This window comes from Pedobacter sp. GR22-6 (assembly GCF_037402555.1).
In the GTDB taxonomy this organism is placed as follows: Bacteria; Bacteroidota; Bacteroidia; order Sphingobacteriales; family Sphingobacteriaceae; genus Pedobacter.
The window spans coordinates 531,440-558,167 of sequence record NZ_JBBEUC010000001.1; the positions used below are offsets into that span (position 1 = coordinate 531,440).

A 26,728-nucleotide genomic window follows, 5' to 3' on the forward strand; every position below is an offset into this window, starting at 1 on the left:
AACAATGAAGAAATTTAAAACCTTTATTATAGTGTGCTTAACCATGTTCTCTTTGTCCTCTTGCAAGGATTACCTGGATCTTGTACCAGATAATGTGGCTACATTAGACAACGCATTTGCCAACCGTCTTGAGGCGGAAAAATATTTGTTTACCTGTTATTCTTATCTTCCTTTACATCAAAACGGCTTTGGAAATATCGGTTTAACGGGTGCCGACGAATTATGGACCTGGTTCCCCCAGCGCAGCGGTGTAAATAACTATTCCTCTTGGGAAATCAGTCGTGGGAACCAAAATGTAAACGACCCATACATGAACTTCTGGGGAGGACGGAATGGTGCCCAGGCCCTCTATCGTGGCATTAGGGATTGTAATATTTTCCTGGAAAATGTCACCGATGAGAATAAGGTGTTCGATTTGACACCCACCATGCGAAAGAGGTGGCTTGCCGAGGTGACTTTCCTTAAAGCTTACTATCACTTCTACCTCTTTCGGATGTATGGTCCAATTGTATTGGCCGACAAAAATTTCCCTGTAACCGCTGATGGTCAGGAACTGGAGGTTAAGCGTTCTACAGTTGACGAAACTGTAGCATACATATCCAGCTTGCTGGATATCGCAGCGGCAGATCTTCCTAACATCATTACTAACCGTTCCACGGAACTCGGTAGAGTGACCAAACCTGCAGCACTGATGCTTAAGGCTAAATTATTGGTGACGGCCGCAAGTCCGCTGTTCAATGGGAACACTGATTTTTCGAACTTCAGAGACAAGGATGGAGTAGTCTTGTTTAACCCCTCCTTTGATGCTGCCAAATGGGACAAAGCCGTAGAAGCATGTAAAGCGGCGCTGACCGCATGCGACCAGGGCGGAATATCTTTATATCAGTTCTCAACATTCACCAAATTGAGCGACACCACTGTTACACAGCTTAGCATCCGAAACAGCGTGACAGAGAAATGGAACACCGAATTAGTTTGGGGATTATCGGGCAGACAGGTTGGAGACCTCCAGAAGGAGGTAATGGCCAGACTAGATCCAAACTATAGTTTGAACATCTGGGGTTCTAAAGAGTTGATGACACCCACTTTGGAAATCGCTAACCTATTTTATACCGATAAGGGTGTGCCGATGAATGAGGACAAAACTTTCAACTACTCAGGTAGATACGACATGCGTACCGCCAGTCACGAAGAACGATTCAACCTGATCGAAGGTTATGAGTCTGCTTCGATTCAATACAACAGGGAACCAAGGTTTTATGCGGATTTGGGTTTTGATGGTGGGGTTTGGTACATGAACAATAGCAGAAGCGGTTCAGATGAAAACACCTGGGTAGTAAAGGCTAAAACAGGTCAACCGCAATCACGCATTGGAGAAAGCAATGTGTCGATTACAGGTTTATGGGCAAAAAAACTTGTCAACTGGAAGTTTGTCATCACCGAAAGAGATGCAACTTACGAGGCTTATCCATGGCCGGAAATGCGTTTGTCAGATTTGTACCTCCTGACTTCGGAAGCACTTAACGAATCAGGAAACAGCGCGGAAGCCATCAGTTGGCTGGATAAAGTGAGGTCCCGCGCCGGGCTTAAAGGAGTTCAGGAGTCCTGGACGAATTTCTCCAACAAGCCGGGAAAATACATGACTAAGGAGGGCCTTCGGGAAATTATCCAACAGGAAAGAGGGATCGAACTGGTATTCGAAAACAGCAGGTTCTGGGATCTGAGGAGATGGAAGACAGCAGGCAGGGTGCTCAATCAGGGCATTCATGGCTGGAGCATAGAACAGGAAGCAGCAGTAGGCTATTACCGCCCCAAACTACTTTTCACCCAGCGTTTCGTGGCCCCCCGTGACTACCTTTTTCCGCTTAGACAGTTTGATCTAATTGTTAATCCCAAACTGGTACAGAATCCAGGTTGGTAGTATACCGTTCATTAATCATAGAACAGATGAAAACATTAAAGATTTTAATCCTCACTGGTATCGTACTCAGCGCATTTAGCAGCTGCAAGGAAACGGAACTCAAACCCATTGAAAAAGATGGTACAGCGCCAGGTACCTTATCTAATCCTACGGTAGAAAGCTTGGCTGGAGCCGCAAAAATCACCTACAATTTGCCCGGAGACCCGGATATATTATATGTTCAGGCCAGTTATAAGAATCAGGCTGGTCAAAATGTGGAATTTAAATCTTCCTACTATAGCAACTTTATTGTTGTGGAAGGATTCGCAGACTCGGCTGCACACAATGTGGAAATGTATGTGGTAGACAAGAGCGGCAACCGATCTGCAGTAACAACAGTGTCGGTAACACCCAAAGCACCACCGTATCTGACAGCCTATAAGTCGCTGCAGGTAGTTTCAGATTTTGGCGGTGCCTCCTTTAGCTTCAAAAACCTGAACAAAGCGGAACTCGCAGTTGTGGTGTCCACAGCTGATTCAACGGGTAAAATGCGCGTAGCCAGAACTTTTTATACTGCCCGCGACAGTGCCAACTTCTCGCTCAGGGGTTATGCCTCTGAATCTCGTGTCTTTAACATCTTTGTTCGGGACAAATGGGGAAACAGTTCAGAAGTGTTGAGCAAGGAACTGACTCCAATCTATGAAGTTCAGTTGGATAAGAAGAAGTTCCGGGAAATGTTTCTCCCCGGTGATGCGGTATGCAATTTCTGGGACGGCGCTATGCCCTTCGCTTGGGATGGAAAAGCAGTTCCTGATCAAAGGGGCGCCGGACTTCATACAGGAAATGCGAGCACTGGTATACCAAAATATATCACATTTGATTTGGGGGTACAGGCGCAGTTGAGCAGATTTTCACAACAAACAATCCAGGACGAACGGCACTGGTATAACGACGTATCATTGAGAAGATACGAGATCTGGGGAACAAACCAGTACAATACCAATGGCTCTTTTGATGGTTGGACCAAACTTGCTACAGTCACCAACGTCAAACCCTCCGGATTGCCGACCGGTATCTTCACAGAAGATGACCGTGTTGCCGGTCGTATTGGAGATGAAGTCAACATCCCGGTGGACATGCCGAAAGTCAGGTACATCAGGATTCGCTGTCTTCAAAACTGGTCTGGAAATACCAATATGTGTATTTCCGAAATGACCTTCTGGGGAAATGATAAATAATGTCAGTCTAAAATTTCAATGGAAAAGATGAAAAATATAAAATATCTCGCCATCCTTTTGCCACTGGCAATACTGGCACTCGGATCGTGTTCCAAAATGGACGATTATCTGAAATATACCGGTGGTAAGGAACTGCTATATACAGGCAGAGTAGATTCACTGGTGGCCCATTCAGGGATCAACAGGGTGGTGCTTCGTGGTCTTTTGGTCTCTGATCCCAAAATCACCAAGATCAAGATTTTCTGGAACCTCCGTCAGGATTCCCTGATCGTCGACATTAAACGCGGGCCTGGTGTCGATAAACTGGATGTGCCCATTCCCCTGGCACCTGGTAATTATAATTTCGAAGTTAAGACTTACGATGCAGTTGGGAACTCCTCAGTTACTGTACTGGCTTCAGGAACCTCGTACGGTACATCCTACCAGGAATCTGTCCAGAACCGGCCAATTAAACGTGCAGAAAAAGTAGGCTCAGAGGTTACAGTCGACTTTTTCAGTGGCTCTGATAATTCGCCGTATACCAGGTTGACCTATACTGGAACAGACAATAAGGAACATACACTGAAAGTAACAAATGATCTTCCTACTGTTAAACTGACAAATTACAAAAGCGCTACTAAATTCAAACTACAAAGTGTGTTTTTGCCGGATACTATGGCCGTGGACACCTTTTATGCTAGTATTCAGGAAATCGGTGTAGCGGAAGATGTGACAAACGCTTATCTCAAAAATGCCGGAGCCCCTATACTCAGAGGAGACACGGAGACGGGCAAATGGGGAACACCCAGGGACTGGCAGTTTAACTCAGCAGCGACCAATCAAAATAACGGAAGGGGTGGCGGCTGGTCCACAGACAATGGTGGTGTCATTCATTTTGAAACTAAAGATTGGGGAGGAGAGGGTGTAAACAATGGAAAGGTATGGCAAACGGTACTGCTGCCTGCCGGCAACTATACGGTATCGTTTGAAACTGGTTCCTACGGCGGGGATGTTTACACCGTAGAGGAAATGGTCGCCAGCGGCACAAGCCTTCCAAATATCGGGATTTCAACGAATGTATTAGCGGTATTTCATGGCAATAAAAACAATCTTTCGGGTACTCACGATGTCAAGTTCGAGTTAGCTGTTCCCACAACCGTATCCATCGGATGGGTCGTAAGTACCGGTCAATATGTTTACCTCCAATTTAAATCCGTCAGAATCAGAACTACAGCAAGCGGATTTTAGTCCCTTGCTGTAGGAATAAACCAATCCTATGCTCAACTACAATAAGTCCGTACTGAACTTTACCATTTTCAATCTATTTCTGTTCGCTCAAATGTTTGGTGCTGGGGTGTATGCGCAAAGTCGCATCATCCCAATTGCCACCGCAAACAACGCGCTGGTACTGCAGGTAAACGCCAATAATGATCTTAACATCATACATTTTGGGAAAAAGCTGAAGGCGGTCAGTGAATATGCCAGGCTGGATTCTGCTTATCGTCAGGGCGGCGATTATACGGGCCTGTCCAGTTCAGCTTATACTCCCTCAGGTTCTCGTAACCTTCTGGAGCCTGCCATAAGCGTAACACATGTGGATGGAAACAATTCTCTGGATCTAAAATATGTAGATCATACTGAAAAGAAAATAGCAGAAAACGTAACACTTTTACAAATCCGTTTAAAAGATCCGGTATATCCTTTTGAAGTGACACTGTTTTACAGAACCTTTTACAAACAGGATGTAGTCGAGACCTGGGCAGAAATCAGACACCAGGAAAAGGGTGCTGTGCAACTTAATAAATTCGCTTCAGCCAACCTTTACCTTAGAGCTGGGGCTTTCTGGCTGAATCAATATCATGGCGACTGGGCTAAGGAGATGCAGCCCGAAGAAACCAGGCTGAGCCATGGCATCAAGACCCTGGATAGTAAGCTGGGTACCAGAGCAAATTTGTTTCAGCCATCGGTATTTATGATTTCATTGGACAAGCCAGCTACAGAAGATGAAGGAAGCGTGATCTATGGCGCCATGGAATGGAGCGGCAATTTCAAAATTGACCTGGAAGTCGACTATCAGGATAACCTCAGGGTGATCGCTGGTATGAGCAACTATGCTTCTGCTTACAGGCTCAAAGCTTTAGAAGTATTTAAAACACCCGCATTCTTGTTCACCTTATCTGATGAAGGAAGAGGTGGGGCAAGCAGGAAAATGCATGACTGGGCCCGGAACCATAAATTGTTAGATGGGAAAGGAAATAGACTCACCTTATTAAATAACTGGGAGGCTACCTATTTTGATTTCAATGAAGCAAAACTGGCAGAATTGTTAAAAGATACTAAAAAGCTGGGAGTGGACTTCTTCCTGCTTGACGATGGCTGGTTTGGAAACAAATACCCCAGGAATGATGACCGGGCGGGCTTGGGCGACTGGCAAGAAAACAAAACGAAACTGCCAAATGGGATCGCCTCTCTGGTAAAAGAAGCCGGCAATGCAGGCACACGTTTTGGGATCTGGATTGAACCTGAAATGGTCAACCCTAAGAGTGCCCTGTATGAGCGGCATCCGGAATGGGTCGTGAAACAACCAGGCCGGGAGGAGTTCTATTTCAGAAATCAACTTGCCCTGGACTTGAGTAATCCCGACGTTCAGGATTTTGTCTTCGGCATTGTAGACGGTTTGTTTACCGAAAACCCGGAGCTGGCTTACATCAAATGGGATTGCAATGCCGTTATCTACAATGCATATTCGGCACACTTAAAAGACAAGTCGCATTTTTACATCGAATATGTTCGCGGTCTATACAACGTGTTGGAAAGAACCCGTGCTAAATATCCGAAAGTGCCCATGATGCTATGCTCAGGTGGCGGCGGACGTGTTGACTATGCCGCATTACAGTATTTTACGGAATTCTGGCCAAGTGATAATACCGATCCACTGGAAAGGATTTTTATGCAATGGGAATATTCTTATTTCTACCCCGCCATTGCCAGTTCAAACCATGTAACAGACTGGGGGAAGCAACCGATCAAATTCCGTACAGATGTAGCCATGATGGGAAAATTGGGATTTGACATTGTCGTCAGTCATCTACCTGAAAAGGACCTGAAGTTTTGCCAGGAAGCTATAAAAACCTACAATCAGCTTAATTCTGTGATCTGGCAGGGCGACCAGTACCGACTGGCTAATCCCCGTGAAGGTAGTGTAGCGTCCATGCTGTATATTGACCAGGCTAAAAATAATGCCGTGATGTTCAATTACCTCGTAGACTATCGGTATGGATCCGGTAGTAAATTGCCCATCAAACTCAAAGGCCTGGACGTCAATAAACAATACCAGATCCAGGAAGTCAACCTCTATCCAGGGCAGAGCTCAACTTTGTCCCCGTTAAGTTATAGTGGCGATTTTCTGATGAATATCGGATTTAATCCCGATTTGAATTCAAACAGAACCAGTGTCATTCTTAAAATCTTTGCAACACAATGATGAGCAAACTTAAACATTACTTATTTCTATTACTGGTAGTGGCCACTCAGTTTCAGGCAAGGGCCCAAAAAAAGTCAGGCGCATTGGCTTGGGGAGATCAGCGTAATGGAACCTACAACAATCCCGTGCTCAATGCAGATTATTCTGATCCTGATCTGATCCGGGTGGGAGAAACGTATTATATGGTATGTTCTGATTTCCATTTCATGGGTATGCCGGTACTGAGTTCTACAGATTTAGTCAATTGGAAAATTGTGGGCCAGGTCTACCACAGACTTGACATAAGTGACAAATATGATTCGATGAATGCTTACGGTAGTGGTAGCTGGGCTCCCAGTATCCGTTATCATGATGGTAAGTTCTTTGTATACTTCTGCACACCCGACGAGGGATTATACCTGAGTACTGCAACCAAAGCCTCGGGGCCATGGTCACCGATTATCGAAGTAAAAAGGATCGCCGGATGGGAAGATCCCTATCCATTTTGGGACAACGACGGACAGGCTTACTTAGGCCACAGTAAGCTGGGAGGCGGACCGATTATTTTGCATAAAATGAGTCCGGATGGAAAGCAGTTGATAGACGAGGGAAAAACAATTTATGAGGGACCAACCGCTGAGGGAACCAAGATCTACAAGAGAAATGGCTACTATTACATCATTATTCCTGAAGGAGGTGTCAGTACCGGCTACCAAACCGCATTACGATCTAAACACATCTACGGGCCTTACGAACGGAAAATTGTATTAGAGCAAGGTTCCACAACCATCAATGGCCCACACCAGGGTGGCCTGGTAGAAGATCCTGACGGTAACTCCTGGTTCATGCACTTTCAATCGGTCGGCACGCTTGGAAGAGTATGTCATTTACAGCCAGTAAAATGGGAAAACGACTGGCCGGTTATGGGCGTAGATTACGACCATAACGGGATCGGAGAACCTGTTACAAACTGGAAGAAGCCCAGCGGAAAAAGTAAATCTTTTCTGCCTCAAGCTGCTGATGAATTTAATCAGGCATCACTTGGATTACAGTGGCAATGGAACCACAACCCTGTAGATGCGAAATGGTCCCTGAGTAAGAATAAGGGTTATCTGAGGCTGGAAGCCTTAAAGGCAGAAAACAACAAAGCTGCCAGAAACACCCTCAGTCAGAAACTGATGGGCAGTTCGGGAACCATTACTACGCTGCTGCTGTGTAAGGAAATGAAGAATGGACAAAAAGCCGGTCTTAGTCTGATCGGAAACAATATACACGAAGTTGGTATCATCAAAAGAAATGGTCGCCTGACTCTATTCGCAGATAATGAGGGAAAGCAAACTTTAAGCGCAGATATCTCCCAGGAGAACGTCTTTCTCCGGATTGTATATGACCTGGACCGGTCGGAAACTTACCTGCAATACAGTTTGAATGGGCAGGAGTATCTGGGTATCGGCGAGAGGTGTAATCTATCCGGGCACAACTACTGGAAAGCCGTGAGGCCAGCGCTGTTCTCCTATACCAAGGATGAACAAGGCGCCGCATTATTCGACTATTTTCATGTAGCATACTAACAACAATATGGGCTTTTGTTCTCTATCATTCGCATTTATTAACCAATTATAAAACCCAATGAAAAGAAAACCAATTCACTTCGTGATTGCCATGGCATGCCTGGTATTCACCCAATGCACCAAAGAGAATGAAATGGAGAGCGGCTTAACAGCAGAAAAAGTCAGAAAGACCGCAGATGTTCAGGCGCATGCGACCATGTGCGCAGATTGCCAGGAAAGCTGGTACAAGATTACCGGTTCCGAAGCTTATAACCTGGCCTGGAACTTTGCGCCGATACTCAAGTTCGACCAGGCGGCACCCGATTATCCGACTAGCATTGAAGACATTTGGGCAAGTACAAATCCAGCCAGTATCGTGTGCAACGGAACTTTAATCATGACGAATAGAAATGCGCCAAGGAGTAAAAATTTTCCCACCTATTTTGAAGTTCAGCGTCATCCAAACAACTCCAACAGGATATTTATCGACTATTGGTGGACTTATAAAACCCAGACTACCTGTTTCGCCAACCTGGGCGGACACGATTATGATTGGGAGCATGTAGTTGTACAGGTAAATACACAGACCAATCGCATCGTTACTGTCACCTATTTTCAACATTCAGGTTGGTATACCAGAAACTGGCAAAATGTAGCCGCAGGCACACGGCCGCAGGTATTTGTGGGTAAAAAGGCCCATGGTTCCTACCACAATTCCAATTCAATCTCATTTCCCGGATACGACTGTACTTACTACGGCGATTACAGAAACCCAAGTGGGTCCAATGATTTCGTCGAAACATGGAATACCAATTTGACAGAAATGACCTGCCAGAGCAGCTACTTCAGCTTCAACGGGAATTTCGGTACGATTGGCAAAGGGCCACTATATCGCTACCGCGACTACTGGTATTTTTCATCTTGTAACGGAAGTGCCGGCATTACAGGTACAGATGGATGCAGTCAGAGTAACTATCCCTCTGGAACGCAGTTAGGAGGTATTTAACAAACGGGCCGTATCATTTATGGTACGGCCTTAACAATATGTTAAGGGTGAGAGGTGAAGCCCTACAAACAGACATTTTTACAATATACATTTACATCCATTTTGCAAATCAACACACAACATATGAAACAATTACACTTTAAAAAAACTGTCGGCCTGGGGTTACTATTCTTCGGACTGGCTGTACTTTCTGCCTGCCAGGTGGCTCAAAAAGGGAACAAATCCAAACAATCGGTCTATCCAGAGGCTAAACTCGGGTGGAAACTCGGATCACAGGCCTACACATTTAAAGAATTTACCTTTGCAGAAGCTGTTGCTAAGATCGACAGCTGTAATCTGAGATTCGTTGAGGCCTATCCGGGCCAGACCATAGGCGGCGGAATTCCTGGTAGAATGGGGCCTGATATGGATGCGTCCACCAGAAAGGCAGTTCTGGAATTACTCAAAGTAAAAAATGTCCAATTGATGGCTTTTGGTGTCACCGGAGCAGACTCAGAAGCAGACTGGACTAAATTATTCGAATTTGCTCAGGCGATGGGCATCCAAACGATCACTTCAGAACCTAATGAGAAATTTTTGCCCTTCATTTCCACTCTATGTGACAAATACCAGATCAACCTGGCCATTCACAACCACCCCAATCCTTCACAATACTGGAGCCCGGATATTGTACTGAAAGCTTCTCAAGGAAAAAGTAAACGCATTGGCGCATGTGCCGACATCGGCCATTGGGTCAGATCCGGATTAGATCCTGTAGCCTGCCTGAAAACTCTAGAAGGCCGGGTATTTCACCTGCACATGAAAGATTTACATGAGAAAGGCAGAGAAGGCCACGATGTACACTGGGGAGAAGGCGTATCCGATATCCCGAGTGTGATTGCAGAATTGAAGCGCCAGAATTTCAAAGGGGGGATTTCAGCAGAATACGAATACAATTGGAAAGAAAACAGTAAGGATGTGGCCGCTAGCGTGGTCAATTTCCGCAAGATAATCAGCAGTAAATAATAAGATATGAAGAGAGGAATATTTTTGTTCACATTAGTCACAGGCATCGGACTGGTAAAAGCCCAGCAACCCCTTTCAAGACCCGATGAAAACCGGTTCACAAAAGTTGTTTTGCAACAAAAGCTCGAAGAACCCATGCAATTCCAGATTTTGGCCGACGGTAAGGTCCTGTATGCGGAGCGTAAAGGCAAACTAAAACTATACGACCCGGTAAAGAAAAAAATGGATGTCATTGCCGAATTTGCGGTGAGCAGGGAATATGTGAGCAAAAGCGGTCAGCGGGAAGAAGGTGAGGACGGCTTACAGGGTGTGATCCTGCACCCAGATTATGTTAAGAATCATTGGATCTATGTTTTTTATTCCGCAAAAAATGCTTCAGTCAACAGACTTTCCAGGTTCACCTGGACCGGAGGTAAGCTAAATATGGCCACGGAAAAAAAGATGCTGGATGTTATTGTACAGCGTGAAGAATGTTGCCATGTTGGTGGAGGAATGGTATTCGATAAAGATAAGAACTTGTTGCTGAGCACGGGTGACAATACCTTTTCCAGGTCATCCGACGGTTTCACACCGATAGACGAAAGGCCGGGAGAAGCACCAAGAGATGCACAAAAGTCTTCTGGCAATACCAATGATTTAAGAGGTAAAATTCTGCGCATACATCCGGAGCCAGATGGATCTTATACCATACCTGAAGGAAACCTGTTCCCGAAAGGAACGCCTAAAACCCGTCCTGAAATCTATACCATGGGAAACAGAAACCCATGGAGATTGACCGTGGACAGTAAAACGAACTGGTTATATTGGGGTGAAGTTGGACCTGATGGCTCTAACGCTTCAGATTTAAGAGGACCGAGGTCCTATGACGAATTTAACCTGGCTAAACAGGCGGGGAACTACGGCTGGCCTTATTTCAATGGAAAAGAGGGCTACCGTTATTATAATTTCGCGACCAAAGAATCGGGTGCATGGTATGATCCGCAGAGACCTGTCAATAATTCTCCGAACAATACCGGGTTGAATGTCCTTCCACCGGTTATCCATCCGCTAATCTGGTATCCCTATGCCGCCAGTTCCGAGTTTCCTGAAATGGGCAGCGGCGGAAGAAGTGCCGTGGGCGGGCCTATCTTTCATCAGGATGACTTCCAAGGAGCAAATCATGTATTCCCTGCTTACTATGAAGGAAAATGGCTGATTACGGATTGGGTTAGAGGCTGGATTTTAGCAGTCACCCTGGACAAGGATGGCAACTACGTTTCAATGGAAAGGTTCCTGCCCAACTTGACTTTAAAGGGACCAATAGACATGAAATTCGGCCCTGATGGCAGTTTATATGTCTTGGAATACGGAAACGGATATTTCCGGGACAACCCTGAAGCAGAATTGATAAAAATTGAATATAACGGCGGGAATCGTAAACCTTCTGTACTGGTTTCGGCGAATAAGACCGCAGGCGCAGTCCCACTGAAAATTCAGTTGAGTTCAGTAGGCACAAAAGATGCCGATGGAGATGCCTTGAAATACGACTGGAAGATCAGCCGGGCCGGAGTACTTAAGCAGAGCAGTACTAAAGAAAACCCTGAGATTGCACTTAATTCACCGGGTATTTACAAAGCTACGCTGACGGTGACCGATCCAAGTGGTGCAAAAAACAGTAAATCATTGGAAATTATTGCTGGTAATGAAGCTCCAAAAGTGAAGTTTAATTTTACGCAGGGAAATTCGAGCTTTTATTTTCCCGGGAATACGATACGCTATTCCGTGACAGTAACTGATAAAGAGGATGGAAGTCTAACCAATAAGCGGATTCTGCCCTCTGCCGTTTCGGTTTCCATTAATTACTTGTCTGAAGGATATGACATGACCGTTGTTGCGCAGAAGCAAAATACGTTCGATGCATCTGCCCAACACGAATTGGCAAAGGGACTGATCAGGAAGAGTGATTGCAGCGCTTGCCACGCACTGAATACCAAATCTTTGGGGCCATCATTTACCCAGGTCGCCTTTAAATACAAAGGAAGCAACACAGCCCAGAATTTCTTAGTGAAAAAGATTGCAAACGGGGGCTCCGGCGTATGGGGAGATGCCATGATGCCGCCACATTCTACGATGCCAAGCTCAGAAATCAGTGCGATCGTGAAATATATCCTGAGCCTGGGCAACAAACAAGCCAGTCAGAAAAGCCTACCTGTAACCGGAACTTATGTCACTAAAGTTCCGGCAAATGCAACGAATAAGGGAAGTTTCATTTTCAGAGCAGCATACAAGGATAGAGGTGCAAATTCTGCTCCTGCCCAGTTAGGAGAAGATATCATCATCCTGAAAAATCCAACCATACCTGTAAACAATGCAGATCTTTCTGCTGAACTGACCTTCAATGATGATCACAGCATCGCTACTTCAGGTAAAGCTGGGGCTTACCTCTTGATTAAGAATATAGACCTAAGCGGTTTAAAAAGCCTGTCAATAAATCCCGGTGCTGAAACTGCTTCAGGAAACATCGAAGTTCGCATTGGAGCTGTTGATGGCAAGCTGATTGGAACAGCAGCTTTATCTGATGGAAATGTCGTTTCCACAACTATAGTTCCCACAGCAGGTAGACAAAACCTCTACCTGGTATTTACACAGCGGGGTCTGAAAATAAAAGAATTTACATGGAATAACCGATGATTCGGACATCAAAAGAAAAGAGGGAAGATCCAGAGGTACTTCCTCTTTTCTTTTGATGTACCTATCTCTGTTTCGACGCGTAGAATCGCTAATGTGCTATGGATTATTTTTGTTATCATAGCAGTCTATTGATTTTTTACAGTTCTGGTGAAGAGGGTTATTATGATCACCTAAAGCCTCTTAGCTTCGATTGTCGCGCCCTGGGTAAATATCATTTTGCTCACTTTACCCTGCGCATCCTTAATGAATTCCATTTTAGCATTGATCACCTTGAAAAAGAATTTGGTACTGGATTCTGCATAAGCGGCGATTTTGGATTGGCCGGTTGCCTGTGCGTAGACCTGTTTACCTTCCCGGCTGATGCTGAGTACCAGGTCCGGTGTAAGCTGATAGTTTCCCAGGTAGCTGTCCAGTTCCTGATCTGAGACATCTGCCAGTACGATCTTCCTGGTTTTATTTAACCCGGTAAAGCCATAAACATGGGCGATGCTATTGATCAGTTCCTGGATAATCTCGCCGTTGTCTGAATTTACCATAATTACCAATCCGTTGCCTCCTTCGAAGCTGCCGTAATAACCCGACCGGAATCCTTCATTAGATCCGCCATGCCCAAAATACTTGATGCCATTGTAATCCTCGACAAAGACGCCCAGCGCCGATTCTTTATTCATATAGGGACTGAGCCGCAATTTGGTTGACTCCTGATCGAGCAGCTTTGCAGATTTTCCTGCCAGTGCAAGCTGCGTTTCAATGATGTATTTGGCCAGGTCGCCCGGGTTTGTCCAGAGACCCGCAGGGGCCTGTTCGGGATAAATGTGGTATTTCCCTTTGATTTCCGTTCCTTCAACATCGTAACCTGTTGCCAGCATTCCTGGTTTTAAGCCAACAGGAGGCTGTGCAAAGGTACTGTTCTGCATTCCTAAAGGCTTTAAAACCTCGTCTCGCATGTAGTCCTCGTAACGTTTTTTTGTAAGGTCAGTGACCATTAATTGGGTAATGGTAGTTCCTCCTCCCGAGTATTGTGGCCGGATGCCCGGTTCAAAGAGCGAACGTACTGCTGCGGAATTTGCTGGCTGCTCGCCATTCAGAATCTGGATTACCGTTGGAATTGCGGTTCCCGGTTCGTAGCCGGCAAAACCATGTACGCTGAGGCCGGCGGTATGGCTGAGCAGGTTTGCGGTATTGATCTTTTTTCCTTTGGACAAAGAATCATAGGGGAACTTCCAGCTTTTTAGGTAAGTGTTGATGTCGGCATACATGTCCAGCTTTCTGTTTTTGAACAGCTTTATGACGCCCAGGCCATTCAGCGATTTGCTGATAGAAGCGGCCTGAAACAAGGTCTTGTCGGTAACAGGGATTTTTTGTTCGGAATCTGCGAATCCATAAGATTTCAGCCAATCAACTTTGTAATCTTTAATGACGGCAATGCTCAGACCTTTCACTTTGTAATGTGCCATTCGCTGCTGAAGGTTCATTGGCCCCGATTCACCAAATTGAATATTTTCAGTGAGGTTGTTCTCGACCTGTTTGATTCGTTGCTCGACACCGGACTGGGCAAGAGTCTGGTTAAAAACAGCAATTAAGAGAAGTAGGAGCAGCAATGTTGGACTTATGGTTTTGTACATATTTATATGGGATTCTTGTGATATAAGACAATGCTTGTGAGCTAAAGTTACAAAGAAGAAATGGCTGGCAATTTTTAGTATTTGAAATTTATCGATTTTTAATATTTTTACAGTATGCGCCTCCTCGTTTTGCGAACTCACAGCCGCTGTAGCATTTCATAGCATATGAAGAAACACCTTAAATACATTGACAGCGGTTCGGATAAATTTTGGCAGATTGAAGTCGCTGATGATTCGTATACTGTTACTTACGGCAGGAATGGCACTGCTGGTGTCTCACAGACTAAAAAATTTGCAGATCATGCCGAGTGTCTGAAAACAGCAGAAAAACTTTTAGCTGAAAAGATTAAAAAGGGCTATTCTGAAAGCGGCGAAGTGGTCAAAACTGAAGCGGCAAAAGTGACCAAAGCAGGGAAAAGCCAAACTACCGATATCGGGGAGGTACTTCGCAGTTACGATACGATCGTGAAGGTTGGGGATGTGAGAGCACTTTTACCATTTTTAGAGCGGAACACTAAAGGAAATCTCGAAGCACTTAAAAAGCAGATCAGGAAGAACAAGAAGTACTGGCTGGAGTTTATAGACCTCAGTAAAGAACCTGACGCTAAGCCCTTCAGCAGCTCTAGCTGGGGAATACGTGGAAATGCGTACCAACGGGAAATCATAGGCCTCAGTGCGGTCGCAACATTCAATAAAACGGAAATCATGTCCTGGGATGAAGCATTTGAGGTGCTGAGCAATGCAATGGAAGCTCCGGTCCTGGCCATCCTGAAATGGGCGAATCCCCCATGGATTGAGGTCTACCTGCTGGATCAGGCCAGAAAAAATCTATGGCGACGTTTTAGTTATCCCACCTTACGTCTTTTGGAAAAAGAATCACTCGTTGCCTATCAGCCTGAACTATTTGCCATTTGTTTAGCCGGTTTCAATGAATACAATGGAAAAATGAAATGCAGGGATTTTATCCACAATGTGCTCAATGATCCATTGGCTTATGAGCGGGATGTTCCTGAACTTTTCAACTATGAAACAGATCTGCACGTCCATTATTTCAGGGACCACAAGGATGAACCTTACAATGCCTACAATACCTGGGAGATTATCTATACCATGCTTTTGCAGGAAGGTAAAATGAATCGGGACTACTTTATTGAGCAGGTCATTTTGATCCAGACCAAGGATTGGAACAGCAACCTCAGGTCTTTCTTTCGGAAGAGGCTGACGGAACTGAGTCCGACCGCAGATGAGCTTGTGACACATCAGGAAAACATCTTTTCCTGTTTGCACAATTCCCTGCTCCCTGTTACCAATTTTGCGGTGGACCTGGCTAAAAAGATGTACGAGCATCAAAAATTCGCAGCATCATCATTTCTCGATTGGCTGGAGCCAGTAATGATGAGCGCGGACAATAAGACAGCTGTAAAAAATCTCTTATCACTCCTAGAAAAAATAAACAAGTTATATCCGAAATTCAACAGGAAAATCGTTGATCGGATTGCAGATGTATTTGTCATTCCTGATATGAACCTTCAGGAAAGAGCGAGCAAAATACTTCTGAAAATAGCCTCCGAAAAAGACAATGCGCTAAAAGAGAAGCTGTCCAGCTATATTCCACTCATGCAGGGGAATATCCGTTCCAGCTTAGATCGTTTTTTAGTTGGGGGAGCAGGCTCGGCAGACAACAATGAAGGAGAGCCTTACGTGTGTGCGCCAAAACAAGAACCGGTACTGACAATTCCTGTCGAGCTGCCCCGGAACTGGAATGATATCCTTTACCTCTTCGGTAAGTTCATTGCATCTGATGAGGTTGCCGACGCAGAAATGCTGAGCAACGCATTCATCATGCAAACCAGTTTATTTCCTCCGGATTATACCATGCAGCTGCAGCCCTATCAGCAGCAACTGGAGAAAAAATACTTAAATAATGTATATAAAGCCTATGTGGACGTATTTCTCCGTCAAAAAATAGGGAACTACAATAGCCCTTTCAGGGTCAGGATCAATCAATACCATAAGATCAAAACCTTATTGCTGGGTAAGGAGCTGCTCGAAGCTGCCGATACCAGGATGATGCGCGAACTGAAGTCGCCCTTACTTTCTTTTCCCACACACAGGCCGCATTGGGTAGCGCCCAAAGTTTTAGTGGAAAGACTCATCGCAAGGCAGCAGTACGATGAACCAATAGATAGACTGGACCTCAGCGTCGCCATTAGCAGAATGCCGCGTGAAGAAACGCAGGAAGCCATTGTACTCCTGGACCAGTTGAGCGGTGAATTGAAAGCATTGATGGCATTTTGTTTGGGTGTTAGTAAAGAAATTCCAATCAAATCAGCATCGCTGATCGGTAAGTTGTTTTCCAAGATCGCCGGACCGGCGCCGGAGGACCTGAAGTACGTATGGGCAGTGGCCGCAAGAACTTATTATCCGGAGGAGGACTTTCATGAATTTGAGCAAAGCGGGTTAAAAAACCTGGACTTCGCTGTTTCGCCATTCAGGCCCCAATCGAGAATAGAAGAGCGCTGGAATGAAGTCAGAAATTACAAGACCAACAAGATGGAGCGAACGCCGTCATGGTATGAACTCAATTTAGACCTCTCCGCTTATAAGGTGGTCCCCAGTCATTATTTGTTTGCACAAGATCTCTATGGCTCAAAAAAAGGGTGGGAGTATCAGTTGACCGAAGGCGATGTTTATTACTGGAATAGCCTGATGCCTCAGCAAAATGATCCGCTAGGCTATTTTTTACTGCGCGGTTCCTGTATGAATGCGAGTAGTGGCAGTGATGCACTGAAGGGCTTCATGAATGTGATCAATTCAGCCGGCTTCCGTTTTTCAGAAATCACCATGCTGGTTTTCGCCTGCGCATTCTTCCAGGAGAAAAAAGAGATCAGGATCATGGCCGCGGAGGTACTGATCAACCTCATCGAAAAAAGAACCGTGGATGTCGTTCTGCTTGCTGAAAAAACAGCCTACCTGGCCTCCAATAAATACGGAGTTTTCTCCAGGCTGGTGGAGAGCCTTGCCATGTTAAAAGACGTATCTCAACTGCACAATTCGGCATTTCTGCAACTCATGGAAAGCATTTTCGGAAAATTGGATATGGGAGAGAAGCTACCGGTTAATTTTAAACGAATGGTGGAGCATTATGTCGACCTGCTCTACCGTACAAGACAACGAGCTTCTCCGGATTCCATTGCTTTTTTTGAAAAATACAAGGACAGCGCCTCGCTAAAAACGCTGACGAAACAAATTTTAAATCAACAGACATGACAGACCTGCAATATCAATACAATGGTGTTTCTACCTATACCAAAGTAAAAGGCATCAACAGCCTGGTCTTAGCCCACCAGACAGAGATCGAGGCTGTAAACGATATCCCTTGCTTTTTTTGGGGAAGCCTTACTGATCCCTATGTAACCGCGAAATGCTGGACGACGATTGCAAAAGTAGTGCGTTCCAGCTTTGGTCCTATACCACCCAGCCTACGCGATCCGATAGTATCTGCAGGAACCGAGCGGATCAGGTTTGAAGGCTTCTCTTCTTGTAATGGGGTGTATGTAAGACTGGACATGAAGCCTGAATCTATAGACGGAGAATTTATTGCCAATGGAACAACAAATGTGGATTTCAATGAACCCATGCTGAATGCACTGAATTCCATTCAGAAAAATGAAAAGGTGACACTTGCCGTAGGGCAGCGCGAGCTTCAGGTCATCACTTCAAAAACGACGGTGAAAGAGAAGAAGGTGAGTCTGCCCTTGCGCTGGATTAAAGGCCTGACCAGCGTGCAGCTATACCTTGCAGATATGGAGCAGAAATTTGAACTGAACAAGATCCAGACCCTGCAGCTTTTTCAGACGCTGCCCAAAGGAAATGTCAGAAGCGATTTTTTCATTACTAAAAGGGCGGGCAAATTTATGTTATCCACGATGGCAACCAATGATGGCGTACGCATAGGCGGAATCCACAGGTTACGACTCCTGGAAAGCATCCTTTCTATAGTGGATAAAATCTTTGTATATGCATCTCCTGACCAGGAAAGCTGTGCTGTTGTAGGCGAATTTGGAAAGATGCAATTATTGATGGCATTCTCACCCGATGCTTACCGGGGATTTTCAGGTGAAGGGAAAGTATTGGAAAATATGACCGGAGACCTACCCTTGGAGTGGGTCTATGGGCTGAACAGCTTGTTGAAAGCCAATGAAACATTTGATCCGAGCTTGCTGTCTATAGAACATGATATCGGATTCGGAACGATGGACCAGCTGACTTCCAGCCTGTCCTCAATTGGTTTGCTTGGTTATGACTTGACCGTAGGCAAGCATTTTTACCGTCAACTGCCTTTCAAGACCGAGCGGATATTGAGCCTGAACCCAAGGCTGAAAAATGCCAAAAAGCTTGTGGACAATGCAGATGTCCAAATCCTGAAAAAAGAAGGTAATTACGTGGAAGCAAATGTGAAGGGTACAGGAGTACAGCATAGGGTGGTCATCAATAATGAAGAGCAAAGATGTACCTGCGATTGGTTTACTGCTTATCAGGGCAAAAGAGGGATTTGCAAGCATGTGCTTGCTGTAAAGATGCTGATGTAATTACCCCTGAAATCAAACGCCGCTTTCCTTTCGCATCATGCTTAGGAAGGCGGAAGGTATTCCTCCATATACAGGCGGCGGTCCGCAAATTTGAGCATATTCAACATCAGTACCGGCCCTGTACCTTGCACGGTTTCCGGAATTGTTACGACTGTCTTAGTTTTTATATTTTCCATACCACAAAGCTCGTCGGCCGAGTCGACAAAAAAGTTCAACCAGTTGAAGATTTTGAAAAAGTAAATAGGATCTTTAATATGTTCAGTGTAAACCAAATTTGATTTATCTTCGGTCATGCAATTCAGACAGGCAGAATTAACCGACATCCCGGGGATGCAGGTGGTACGTCACTTTGTGAAGGAAAATACGCTGAGTGATCCATCACTTGTACCTGATGATGATGTCGCACTTTATATTAGCGAACGTGGGAGAGGCTGGGTATGTGAGGCAGAGGGAAAAATTATTGGCTTTTCCATCGCTGATCTCCTGGCCCATAGCATCTGGGCCTTATTTGTCGACCCCATCTACGAAGGAAAAGGGGTAGGGAAAATATTGCACGGTTTAATGCTGGACTGGTATTTTGCCCAGACTAATGAGACTGTCAGGCTGGGAACTGCAGCCGGAACCCGTGCAGAAAAATTCTATGAATTTCAAGGTTGGAACCAGGTGGGGGTGTATCCAAATGGGGAGATCAAATTTGAAATGACTGCTGAAGTCTGGAAATTGAGAGGAAACACACAGCCTGATCTCTAAGCGACCCTGACCTCGTAGAAGTCCTGTTGCACATCAAAGGCTTGCTTCTTCTGAAACCTGGCTTTTTTCAACACCTTTTTAGCGGCGATGTTCTCCTTATTGACCACGGCAGCGATATGCGCAATGCCCTGGTTCAGCAATTGCTCCACAGCAGGGGGAAGCAGTTCCGTCATCAGGTAACATCCGCTGGCGAAGCTGCTCAGGTAAAACTCCAGGAAAAAAGGGTAGCGGTCTATGTGGTAATGTTCACGCGCCAGTTCCGGAGAGATGAGGTCGATCATGCCCACAACCTTCCCAGTCTTCTTATCACTGATGAAATGCAGGTAGTTCCTGCCAGCGTAAAAGTTCAGGAGCATGCCTTGCAGGAATTGTTCTGCATCGTGCAGGGTATCTAGTCTTTTTGCAGGAAGATAGCGTAGGGTATGGTCATCAGAAAGAATGCTAAAAACTTCGAGGGCAAGGTCATTGAAACGATGAAGGTCTTGAGGTCGGAAGGAATGAATCAGGAATTTTTCGTTTTCAAAGGAAATAGGCTGGATCATGATTTGACCGGGTATTTTGAGATTGGGCTTAGATGGTTGACTTAAATTTAGTACTATGCTGTCAATTTTTGCTTGTCCTGTCTTTTTGACCCAAGGTGCAGAAAACGGAAAGGCCTGATTTTGCTCAATTGTTTGCGAGGTTTTGACAACAACATATCTGTCGCAAGAGTTTTATAAGCCTGCAATGCATCTTTGTCAGTGTCTAGTCCTCCCGGCAAAGAATACATGGCGATATTAATGGCACAGTCAACCAATTGATCTGAAATTTCCTTTGTTTTCATATCTCGTGTGATTGCAAATCCTGTGCCCTGATTTTCAGGAAATCTAATATTCGTTAGAGTTGACAAAGGATTGACGATTATCTCCAAGAAGAAAATTCTAATAATACATTTCGTACGTCTGATTTGGGATTTCTATTTTGTTGTCGCCCGGAGTAAACGCATTCATTTTTGGCAGGGGGATTTTTAGTTTGAAGTGTTCTGTCCAGTTTTTTAATGCCCCTTTTCCAGCATTGTCGTCACAACTTTCCTGAGCATACTTCGCTACCACATCTCCGGTTGATAAGTTGTAGTCGAGATCAGCAAAATAATCACAAGGTGCACCGGAATGTATGCTGGCACCGATCAGATACCAATCGTTATTTTGGTAGCGATAAATATGATTATAACTCCATTTTTCGCGACTCCCGCCAAAATGGCTAATGATGATGGTGCGGTTTTGAATAGCTACTCCATCAAAAGGATTACCCATCATGCCACCATCCTGTGTACCCATTAACGCTGAGGAAGATTGGTGCCAGAGTGTCCATTTGTTTCCTGACTTTTTAAATACTGCCAGTACCTGCTCAAAACCGGGGTCAATCAACATGGGTGTTTCAAATACGGCCACAGCTTCATCCCCGGCTACCTTGTCCAAATCGCCGAAAGCGGTCGCTTTTAACTTCCAGAATTTCGGTGTGAAGTCTTTTATCTCTTTGGCTTCTGTTTTTGTGATTTCCGTATCGTAGTTCCCTTTCTCCACTGCATTGTTAAACTCATCGATAGACTGTTGTTTTTGTCCGGCCGATTTTGGAATTGAAGCGCTTACTTTGTTAATTTCTTTTGAGAGGACAGGGAAATCAAAGCTGCGGATTTTAGAACCGCTTTCAAAATAGCTGATCTCACGCTTTTCATGTTCCAGCAACTCTTTCTTGCCGCCCTCTTTTACATTGAGGCTGTATTTTCTCCTGTCGGTCCAATTGTCATTTTCATCATATACATATTCAAAAATGTAGGGCTGTAGCTCGTTTCCCGTGTATTCCCTAATTTGCTCAAAAACCAGGTCGCCCTGTGCGTTGTATTTTCTCAGGTGTCGGCTGGATTTTTCCGTCCCAAGCTGGTGGTAATCCTGCTGAATGCGTTCGGCGTAACTGGCATGGTATTCATATTCCGTTTTGTTTTCTAAAGCACCGGCCTTTATCCAGGTTTCGGAGGTTATAAACCCATTCTTATCGTAAGTATAGTCGACTTTTCGGTCATCAAAAATGTAACCTTCTGTCTTAATCGGTTTATAAGCGGACACTATCCATTTAAAGTGCTGTTTCTTTGACTGGTAAAGGGGTTTATACTTGATGAGCAGGTCGTCAATAAAGCTATATTTCTCTTGCGGGTCCGGAATACTGTCGTAGCCAATATTTTCGATGCTGACGATATTCGTGTCATTGTGTTTTTGAAACTTGTAAGAGGTATATCCTTCGAAGTCAAATTTTTTGCCGTTGTAGGTCCTGTACTTCAGTTCTTCTTTAAGCACTTTGTTGGGATGGTATTTTAAAATGTGATAGTAGTTTTTTTCATTTCCTGGATCAGGTTCCATCCTGTGGAACAGCAACAGGTTTTGAAGTTGTGCATCATAATGGTACCGCTCTACACGCTTACCGTTATCGTAAACATATTCCTTGTAGCGCTTGCGCCCGTCTTTGAGATACTCGGTATAGGTTTGCAGGTAAAAATCTTTGCCCTCGATTTTTTTAACTGTTTTATTGTCATTTTTCTCTTTTACTGCTTTGTAATACCTGATGGAGTAGACAGGTTTCTTCAGCCGGAACGTCTCCATATCCTCGGAGGCATTGCGGATCGTAAAATTATCCAGGTTGTTGTTTATGCGCTCGAAATTGTTTTCCTCAGCTACACTTTCAGCAGCCTCGATCTCAACAGATCTATTTTTATCCGATTTTTTTGGTGAGCAACTTGTTTGAACTAGGTAAAATAAAATCAGTATAACCGGGAGCGACTTTCTCATTGATCAGGTGTTTTTCTTTGATCTTTATCATCCTAAATTTCATGCCACTGTTCGAATTCTCAAAACATTTTTCCCATACATCGGTTAGCTAAATATATGAAGAGATTTGATACATTCGAGTGGGCGCTGATCTGCATGTTGATCGGACTTTTTGTAGTGGGAATATTTGTTGCCCTGAATCGGCATGATGCTAAAGATATGGTCAGTATCAACCAGCAGCCTGCAGCTCAGCATAGTTTAAACTAATCCCTCTCGTCGTCAAACTCTACCCATTTCTTTTGGAAATACACTGTTGCCGGTTTCCTCTGAGATCCACTAATGTGGGCTTCAATAAAAGATCCATGCTCACCGATATATTTAAGAACCAGCCGATCACCTTGTGCTGAATCATAATAGGAACCGTAGGGACATTCAAAAGGGTTTTTTTCCACATCAGATGTGAATACAGAAAACAATATCATTTTTCGGGTATTGGTATCTGGTGCTTCATAACCTATGATCCGGTAGTCTGCACGAATATTGCTGTACACGTTAAAACTACTGTCACGCCTTCTGATCAGGGCCCTTTGCATCGCCTCCTCACTGATTTCAGGTGGGGTGTAAGGGCGTTTTTTGCTGCTGTCCTGCAGTTCAGAACCGACAGCGACCCCGGAATCTTTTTTTGCCTTAACTACAGTATCCGCATGAAGATGATCAGAGTTGCCTGCGCTATCTCTGACACAGCCGGAAGCCAATAAGGAGACCGTGAGTATAAATAGATTCTTCGTTTTGCACATAGATCGGTATTTATAGATTATACACGTACAGATAACCAAGTCCTGATGAGCTCCTGCAGTTCCGTCTGGGCTGCGAGTATGATCGCGCGCAACGCTTCGATTCGAAGTCGCAGGGGATGATTCAACTGGTCTAGAAACTGGGTGACGTTGGGATTCATAGGGCTAAAATAACAAAAAATCCTTATGCCGGCCTGAACTATCATCATTCCTCTTTGTAGATGTTGAACTTAGAGAAGGGCACTTTTCCAAAGACTTTGCTGGTCTTGACTTTTTCGCTAACCTTTTCCGGATCACTGGCATGGTAGCTTTCCCCTCCGTCTTTGTACAAAAACCAGTTTTGCTCCTTCGGAGAATACTTAAAGGTGATGATGCGTGTCCATCTCCATCCGCTGCCTCCGTAATGTTCTACAGAAAAGTAGCCGTTTTTGATCGTGATGCCAGTGAATGGATCGCCCATTTGCCCACCACAGTCGACACAATATACCGCGTTGTCGTTCCTGGCCATGAGTCGGAAATTTTGAGCTGAAGTGCCGGTAAAGATCAGTAATGGTCTTTTTGTAGGGTGCTCAATGACCTCAGATGTTTCCTTTTCATCAGGTTTGTGCAGTACCAGTACGAAATCAGGGAAGGCATCACGGTTCAGGTCTCCCTTACTGCTTTCCAATACGGCATAACCTGTAGGGATGTATTTTTTAACGTCGGGAGGTAATGGGCTTGAATTATTTTGAGCCTGAGTATACAAGACCTGAAATAGGAGGGCACAGCAGATCAGTGGGGTATTCAGTCGTTTCGGTATCATGTTTATTCAACAAAAAATGGTTGAGTATGTTTCGGCAGTGAATTTGGTAATTGTACTCATATTATGATGAGTCAGTCTTCATTAAGGCTAGGTCAGGGTCTCATAGATTTCTCATTCGTATTCTTCCAATTCCATGTCTACTCTATTGTGTCACAATCTTAATTATTTTATTTTAAGATTCAAGGATATCACATTCGAAGCCAGGTTGGTGGATCTGCTATAATGTCCGTACCTCAGTTCCAACATACTGATGCGCTGCAAGCCAAATACACCCTTCGGTGGCGAAAGCCTGATTCCCGCACCATAGAAGTTGCTATTTAATGTAGACAGGTCATAATCACTGGTAAAATAGGTGCTACCGGGAGCGTGCTGTCCATAACCGGCAAAATAGCGCGTTCCTGTCTGTTTGTTGTACCTGTAAAAAGGGCTGATGGAAACAAATGAACTCAATTTCACAGGTACTTCCAGTTCGGCGGTATGCGCGCGGACTCCCCAGTTGTCCATATAGTAACGGTAAAAAGTCCTCAGCAGGATATGGTCAGTAGCGAAGTAATTTAAGCGCGCAGCGATAGGTAGCTTAAAACGCTTATCTGGAAGCGTCTCTGCGAGCAGCGAACCATCTGTAAAGTAGTTGCGCTGATATTTGGTGGCCAGCAGCCCCTTTTGAAATGAGGGTTCTACGATGATCTCTGCCTGTAGCTTCTGGTTGATCACCTGGGAAACTGAAAAAGATGAACTAAAGCTGTTACGCGGGCTCGAACCCTCGGTTTTCGGCTCGTGTCCATTTCCCGACCTCAGTTCAATGGGGAGAATTACTGTCCATGTATCTAGAAAAGCCTGAAGCTTAAAGTCAAACTGGGTGTTTTTATTGGCTGACAAACGCGTAAGGTTGAATCCTGCACCGAAAGATTGATAATCGTATTCGCCGGAATAAGACCCGGTAAATCCAAAAGAATTCCCGGTGGATTCATTGGATTGCGTCCAGTTCAGTGAGGGATAAATTCTGGTGTCAGCACTTGATGCAGAAGAAATGGTGGTTGGATCTATTTTATCCGAGGAAGCTGAACTATAATGATCTATGCCCAGTTCAAAAAGGAAAGTATTCTTTTTCCCATTTTTATTGAATTTCGACAGTTGAAGATCAAATGTATTGGCGAGATCGCTGAGCTTCTCAGTACCTATACCGCCCGTCACCGCAGAGTTGTTGCCAGCCTGGTTATAGTAGGCCGAGACCAGGTTCATTTCATCGATCTTCAATTTCCGGCTCTGATAAGCACTGGTATCAGAAGGATTGGATTTTAGTTTGATTTGTCCCTGAGCATTTAGCACACCCAGGAAAAGCATGATCACATGCAGATAGATCTTTCTCATGATTTAATCAGATTAGTTACAACCACAACCACCGCCACTTTTACCGCCGTTCGCTCCAGATGCAGCTTCTCTGTAGAGCTGAAAGCTTTGCTCAAACTTCTGCACCTTCCTGGATGAAAGGCTCATTTCCGAATCATTCAATTTGTTCTTTTGATAGGGCTTAACCGTGCTGCAGGCAGTTAATAAAGCCAGCAACAGGAATCCCGTACCTAATGAGGTACCCAGGCTTTTCGAAGATTTCATATCAGTATTTTAGATTAATATTTTTTGAGGCATAGAGCCTGTCATCGTCGTCGATCACCACGCATGCCACATTATTCAATTGATTGATCAGGTCCAGTCCAACCTTTACACCCATGACTACAATCGGTGTGGCCAGCGCATCCGCCAGTTCAGCACTTGGGCAAATGATGCTGACGCTCTTAACTCCCGTCACTGGCAAACCGGTCTTCGGATCAATGGTATGGGAGTACTTCTTACCGTCAATCACTGCATATTTCTCATAATTTCCAGAAGTGGCAATGGCCATATTGCTGATGCTCAATGCTGAAAAAGCCTGCTGCTTATGATTAGGATCTGCAATACCGATGGTCCAGGCCTGACCGCCAGGCTGCGTGCCCCAGGTTACCAAATCTCCTGCGGCATTTACAATTCCACTTTGGATCCCCATACCCATCATCACCTGTTTGGCACGGTCTGCAGCATAGCCTTTACCAATTCCACCAAATCCAATGCGCATGCCTTTGTGCTTTAGCATCAAAGTTGATTTTTTAACATTGACCAGTACATGCTCATAATTGATCAGGTCAACTGATTTTAGCGCCAATTCTCTGTTAGGCAATGCAGTCATGTTCTGGTCGAAATTCCACAAACTTTTGTCGACCGAACCATAGGTGATGTCAAAAGCACCCTGGGTAATGGATGAAATCTTCTGCGAACGGACAACCAGGCCAATCACTTCTTCATCTACCCTCACCGGACTGACACCGGCCAACCTATTGACCTCATTGACCTGGCTACTTTCCTTAAATGTGCTTAGCAATTCTTCTATACGTTTCACTTCAGCAATTGCTGCTGCAATAGCCTTTGGTCCCATTGCATGATCATCAGTGACAGCGGTAAACTCAAAGCGGTTTCCCATCAGCTTTACGATTTCCTTAAATGCTTTTACAATGGCCATTTCTT

23 protein-coding genes are annotated in these 26,728 nt (G+C 44.7%); 12 read left to right on the plus strand and 11 right to left on the minus strand.

What is annotated here, in order from left to right; genetic code table 11:
- The first annotated feature begins 4 nt into the window (after nt 1-4).
- The 8 genes from WAE59_RS02375 to WAE59_RS02410 all read left to right on the plus strand — a co-directional run bounded on the left by WAE59_RS02375 (nt 5) and on the right by WAE59_RS02410 (nt 12,811).
- Entirely contained in the window at nt 5-1,921 is a 1,917-nt protein-coding gene (locus WAE59_RS02375) for a RagB/SusD family nutrient uptake outer membrane protein (protein WP_337854323.1), read from the plus strand.
- Nucleotides 1,922-1,947: 26 nt separating this feature from the next.
- On the plus strand, nt 1,948-3,138 hold the full coding sequence (locus WAE59_RS02380) for a DUF5000 domain-containing lipoprotein (RefSeq protein WP_337854324.1): 1,191 nt from the start codon (nt 1,948-1,950) through the stop codon (nt 3,136-3,138).
- 27 nt (nt 3,139-3,165) lie between these two features.
- Nucleotides 3,166-4,365 carry a DUF4998 domain-containing protein gene (locus tag WAE59_RS02385; RefSeq protein WP_337854325.1) on the plus strand — a complete coding sequence of 400 codons (1,200 nt, stop codon included), beginning with the start codon at nt 3,166-3,168 and terminating at the stop codon, nt 4,363-4,365.
- A gap of 28 nt (nt 4,366-4,393) precedes the next feature.
- Entirely contained in the window at nt 4,394-6,601 is a 2,208-nt protein-coding gene (locus WAE59_RS02390; protein WP_337854326.1) for an alpha-galactosidase, read from the plus strand.
- On the plus strand, nt 6,598-8,151 hold the full coding sequence (locus tag WAE59_RS02395; RefSeq protein ID WP_337854327.1) for a glycoside hydrolase family 43 protein: 1,554 nt from the start codon (nt 6,598-6,600) through the stop codon (nt 8,149-8,151). Before WAE59_RS02390 ends, WAE59_RS02395 begins: the two co-directional genes overlap by 4 nt.
- A 58-nt stretch (nt 8,152-8,209) precedes the next feature.
- A complete protein-coding gene (locus WAE59_RS02400) occupies nt 8,210-9,136 on the plus strand; it encodes an NPP1 family protein (RefSeq protein WP_337854328.1) in 927 nt (308 codons plus the stop codon).
- Nucleotides 9,137-9,259: 123 nt separating this feature from the next.
- Nucleotides 9,260-10,141, plus strand: a complete 882-nt coding sequence (locus WAE59_RS02405) for a sugar phosphate isomerase/epimerase family protein (RefSeq protein ID WP_337854329.1) — start codon at nt 9,260-9,262, stop codon at nt 10,139-10,141.
- A 6-nt stretch (nt 10,142-10,147) separates the two neighbouring features.
- Nucleotides 10,148-12,811: a PQQ-dependent sugar dehydrogenase gene (locus WAE59_RS02410; protein ID WP_337854330.1), complete on the plus strand. Its 2,664-nt coding sequence runs from the start codon at nt 10,148-10,150 to the stop codon at nt 12,809-12,811.
- 170 nt (nt 12,812-12,981) lie between these two features.
- Here WAE59_RS02410 and WAE59_RS02415 read toward each other — a convergent pair whose 3' ends face one another.
- Entirely contained in the window at nt 12,982-14,436 is a 1,455-nt protein-coding gene (locus tag WAE59_RS02415) for a serine hydrolase (RefSeq protein ID WP_337854331.1), read from the minus strand.
- Between the two features lie 165 nt (nt 14,437-14,601).
- Between WAE59_RS02415 and WAE59_RS02420 the strand changes: the two genes are divergently transcribed.
- Together WAE59_RS02420 and WAE59_RS02425 are read left to right on the plus strand one after the other, a co-directional pair.
- The gene (locus WAE59_RS02420; RefSeq protein WP_337854332.1) at nt 14,602-17,706 is read left to right on the plus strand and encodes a DUF6493 family protein; all 3,105 of its coding nucleotides are present in this window, start codon (nt 14,602-14,604) and stop codon (nt 17,704-17,706) included.
- Entirely contained in the window at nt 17,703-19,028 is a 1,326-nt protein-coding gene (locus WAE59_RS02425; RefSeq protein WP_337854333.1) for an SWIM zinc finger family protein, read from the plus strand. The genes WAE59_RS02420 and WAE59_RS02425 overlap by 4 nt, the downstream gene beginning before the upstream one ends.
- A 41-nt stretch (nt 19,029-19,069) precedes the next feature.
- Here the strand turns inward: WAE59_RS02425 and WAE59_RS02430 are convergent, their stop codons facing one another.
- Entirely contained in the window at nt 19,070-19,321 is a 252-nt protein-coding gene (locus WAE59_RS02430; protein ID WP_337854334.1) for a hypothetical protein, read from the minus strand.
- Between WAE59_RS02430 and WAE59_RS02435 the strand changes: the two genes are divergently transcribed.
- Nucleotides 19,320-19,778: a GNAT family N-acetyltransferase gene (locus WAE59_RS02435; RefSeq protein WP_337854335.1), complete on the plus strand. Its 459-nt coding sequence runs from the start codon at nt 19,320-19,322 to the stop codon at nt 19,776-19,778. The genes WAE59_RS02430 and WAE59_RS02435 overlap by 2 nt on opposite strands.
- Here the strand turns inward: WAE59_RS02435 and WAE59_RS02440 are convergent.
- From WAE59_RS02440 to WAE59_RS02450, 3 genes are all read right to left on the minus strand, one after another.
- The gene (locus tag WAE59_RS02440; RefSeq protein WP_337854336.1) at nt 19,775-20,320 is read right to left on the minus strand and encodes a GNAT family N-acetyltransferase; all 546 of its coding nucleotides are present in this window, start codon (nt 20,318-20,320) and stop codon (nt 19,775-19,777) included. The genes WAE59_RS02435 and WAE59_RS02440 overlap by 4 nt on opposite strands.
- Before the next feature lie 53 nt (nt 20,321-20,373).
- Nucleotides 20,374-20,601 (minus strand): hypothetical protein, encoded by a 228-nt coding sequence (locus WAE59_RS02445; RefSeq protein WP_337854337.1) that lies wholly within the window; start codon nt 20,599-20,601, stop codon nt 20,374-20,376.
- A 97-nt stretch (nt 20,602-20,698) separates the two neighbouring features.
- A complete protein-coding gene (locus WAE59_RS02450; protein ID WP_337854338.1) occupies nt 20,699-22,597 on the minus strand; it encodes a hypothetical protein in 1,899 nt (632 codons plus the stop codon).
- Between the two features lie 96 nt (nt 22,598-22,693).
- Here WAE59_RS02450 and WAE59_RS02455 point away from each other — a divergent pair, with 96 nt between their 5' ends.
- Nucleotides 22,694-22,843 carry a hypothetical protein gene (locus WAE59_RS02455; protein ID WP_337854339.1) on the plus strand — a complete coding sequence of 50 codons (150 nt, stop codon included), beginning with the start codon at nt 22,694-22,696 and terminating at the stop codon, nt 22,841-22,843.
- Here the strand turns inward: WAE59_RS02455 and WAE59_RS02460 are convergent.
- The 6 genes from WAE59_RS02460 to WAE59_RS02485 form a co-directional block, all read right to left on the minus strand.
- Nucleotides 22,840-23,373 carry a hypothetical protein gene (locus WAE59_RS02460; protein ID WP_337854340.1) on the minus strand — a complete coding sequence of 178 codons (534 nt, stop codon included), beginning with the start codon at nt 23,371-23,373 and terminating at the stop codon, nt 22,840-22,842. The genes WAE59_RS02455 and WAE59_RS02460 overlap by 4 nt on opposite strands.
- A 17-nt stretch (nt 23,374-23,390) precedes the next feature.
- Complete coding sequence (locus WAE59_RS02465; protein WP_337854341.1) at nt 23,391-23,531, minus strand: hypothetical protein; 141 nt, start codon at nt 23,529-23,531, stop codon at nt 23,391-23,393.
- Between the two features lie 44 nt (nt 23,532-23,575).
- The gene (locus WAE59_RS02470; protein WP_337854342.1) at nt 23,576-24,172 is read right to left on the minus strand and encodes a hypothetical protein; all 597 of its coding nucleotides are present in this window, start codon (nt 24,170-24,172) and stop codon (nt 23,576-23,578) included.
- 162 nt (nt 24,173-24,334) lie between these two features.
- Nucleotides 24,335-25,543: a DUF3570 domain-containing protein gene (locus WAE59_RS02475; protein ID WP_337854343.1), complete on the minus strand. Its 1,209-nt coding sequence runs from the start codon at nt 25,541-25,543 to the stop codon at nt 24,335-24,337.
- 12 nt (nt 25,544-25,555) lie between these two features.
- On the minus strand, nt 25,556-25,786 hold the full coding sequence (locus WAE59_RS02480) for a DUF4266 domain-containing protein (RefSeq protein ID WP_337854344.1): 231 nt from the start codon (nt 25,784-25,786) through the stop codon (nt 25,556-25,558).
- Nucleotide 25,787: 1 nt separating this feature from the next.
- The gene (locus tag WAE59_RS02485; RefSeq protein WP_337854345.1) at nt 25,788-26,723 is read right to left on the minus strand and encodes an FAD:protein FMN transferase; all 936 of its coding nucleotides are present in this window, start codon (nt 26,721-26,723) and stop codon (nt 25,788-25,790) included.
- Between the last annotated feature and the right edge of the window lie 5 nt (nt 26,724-26,728).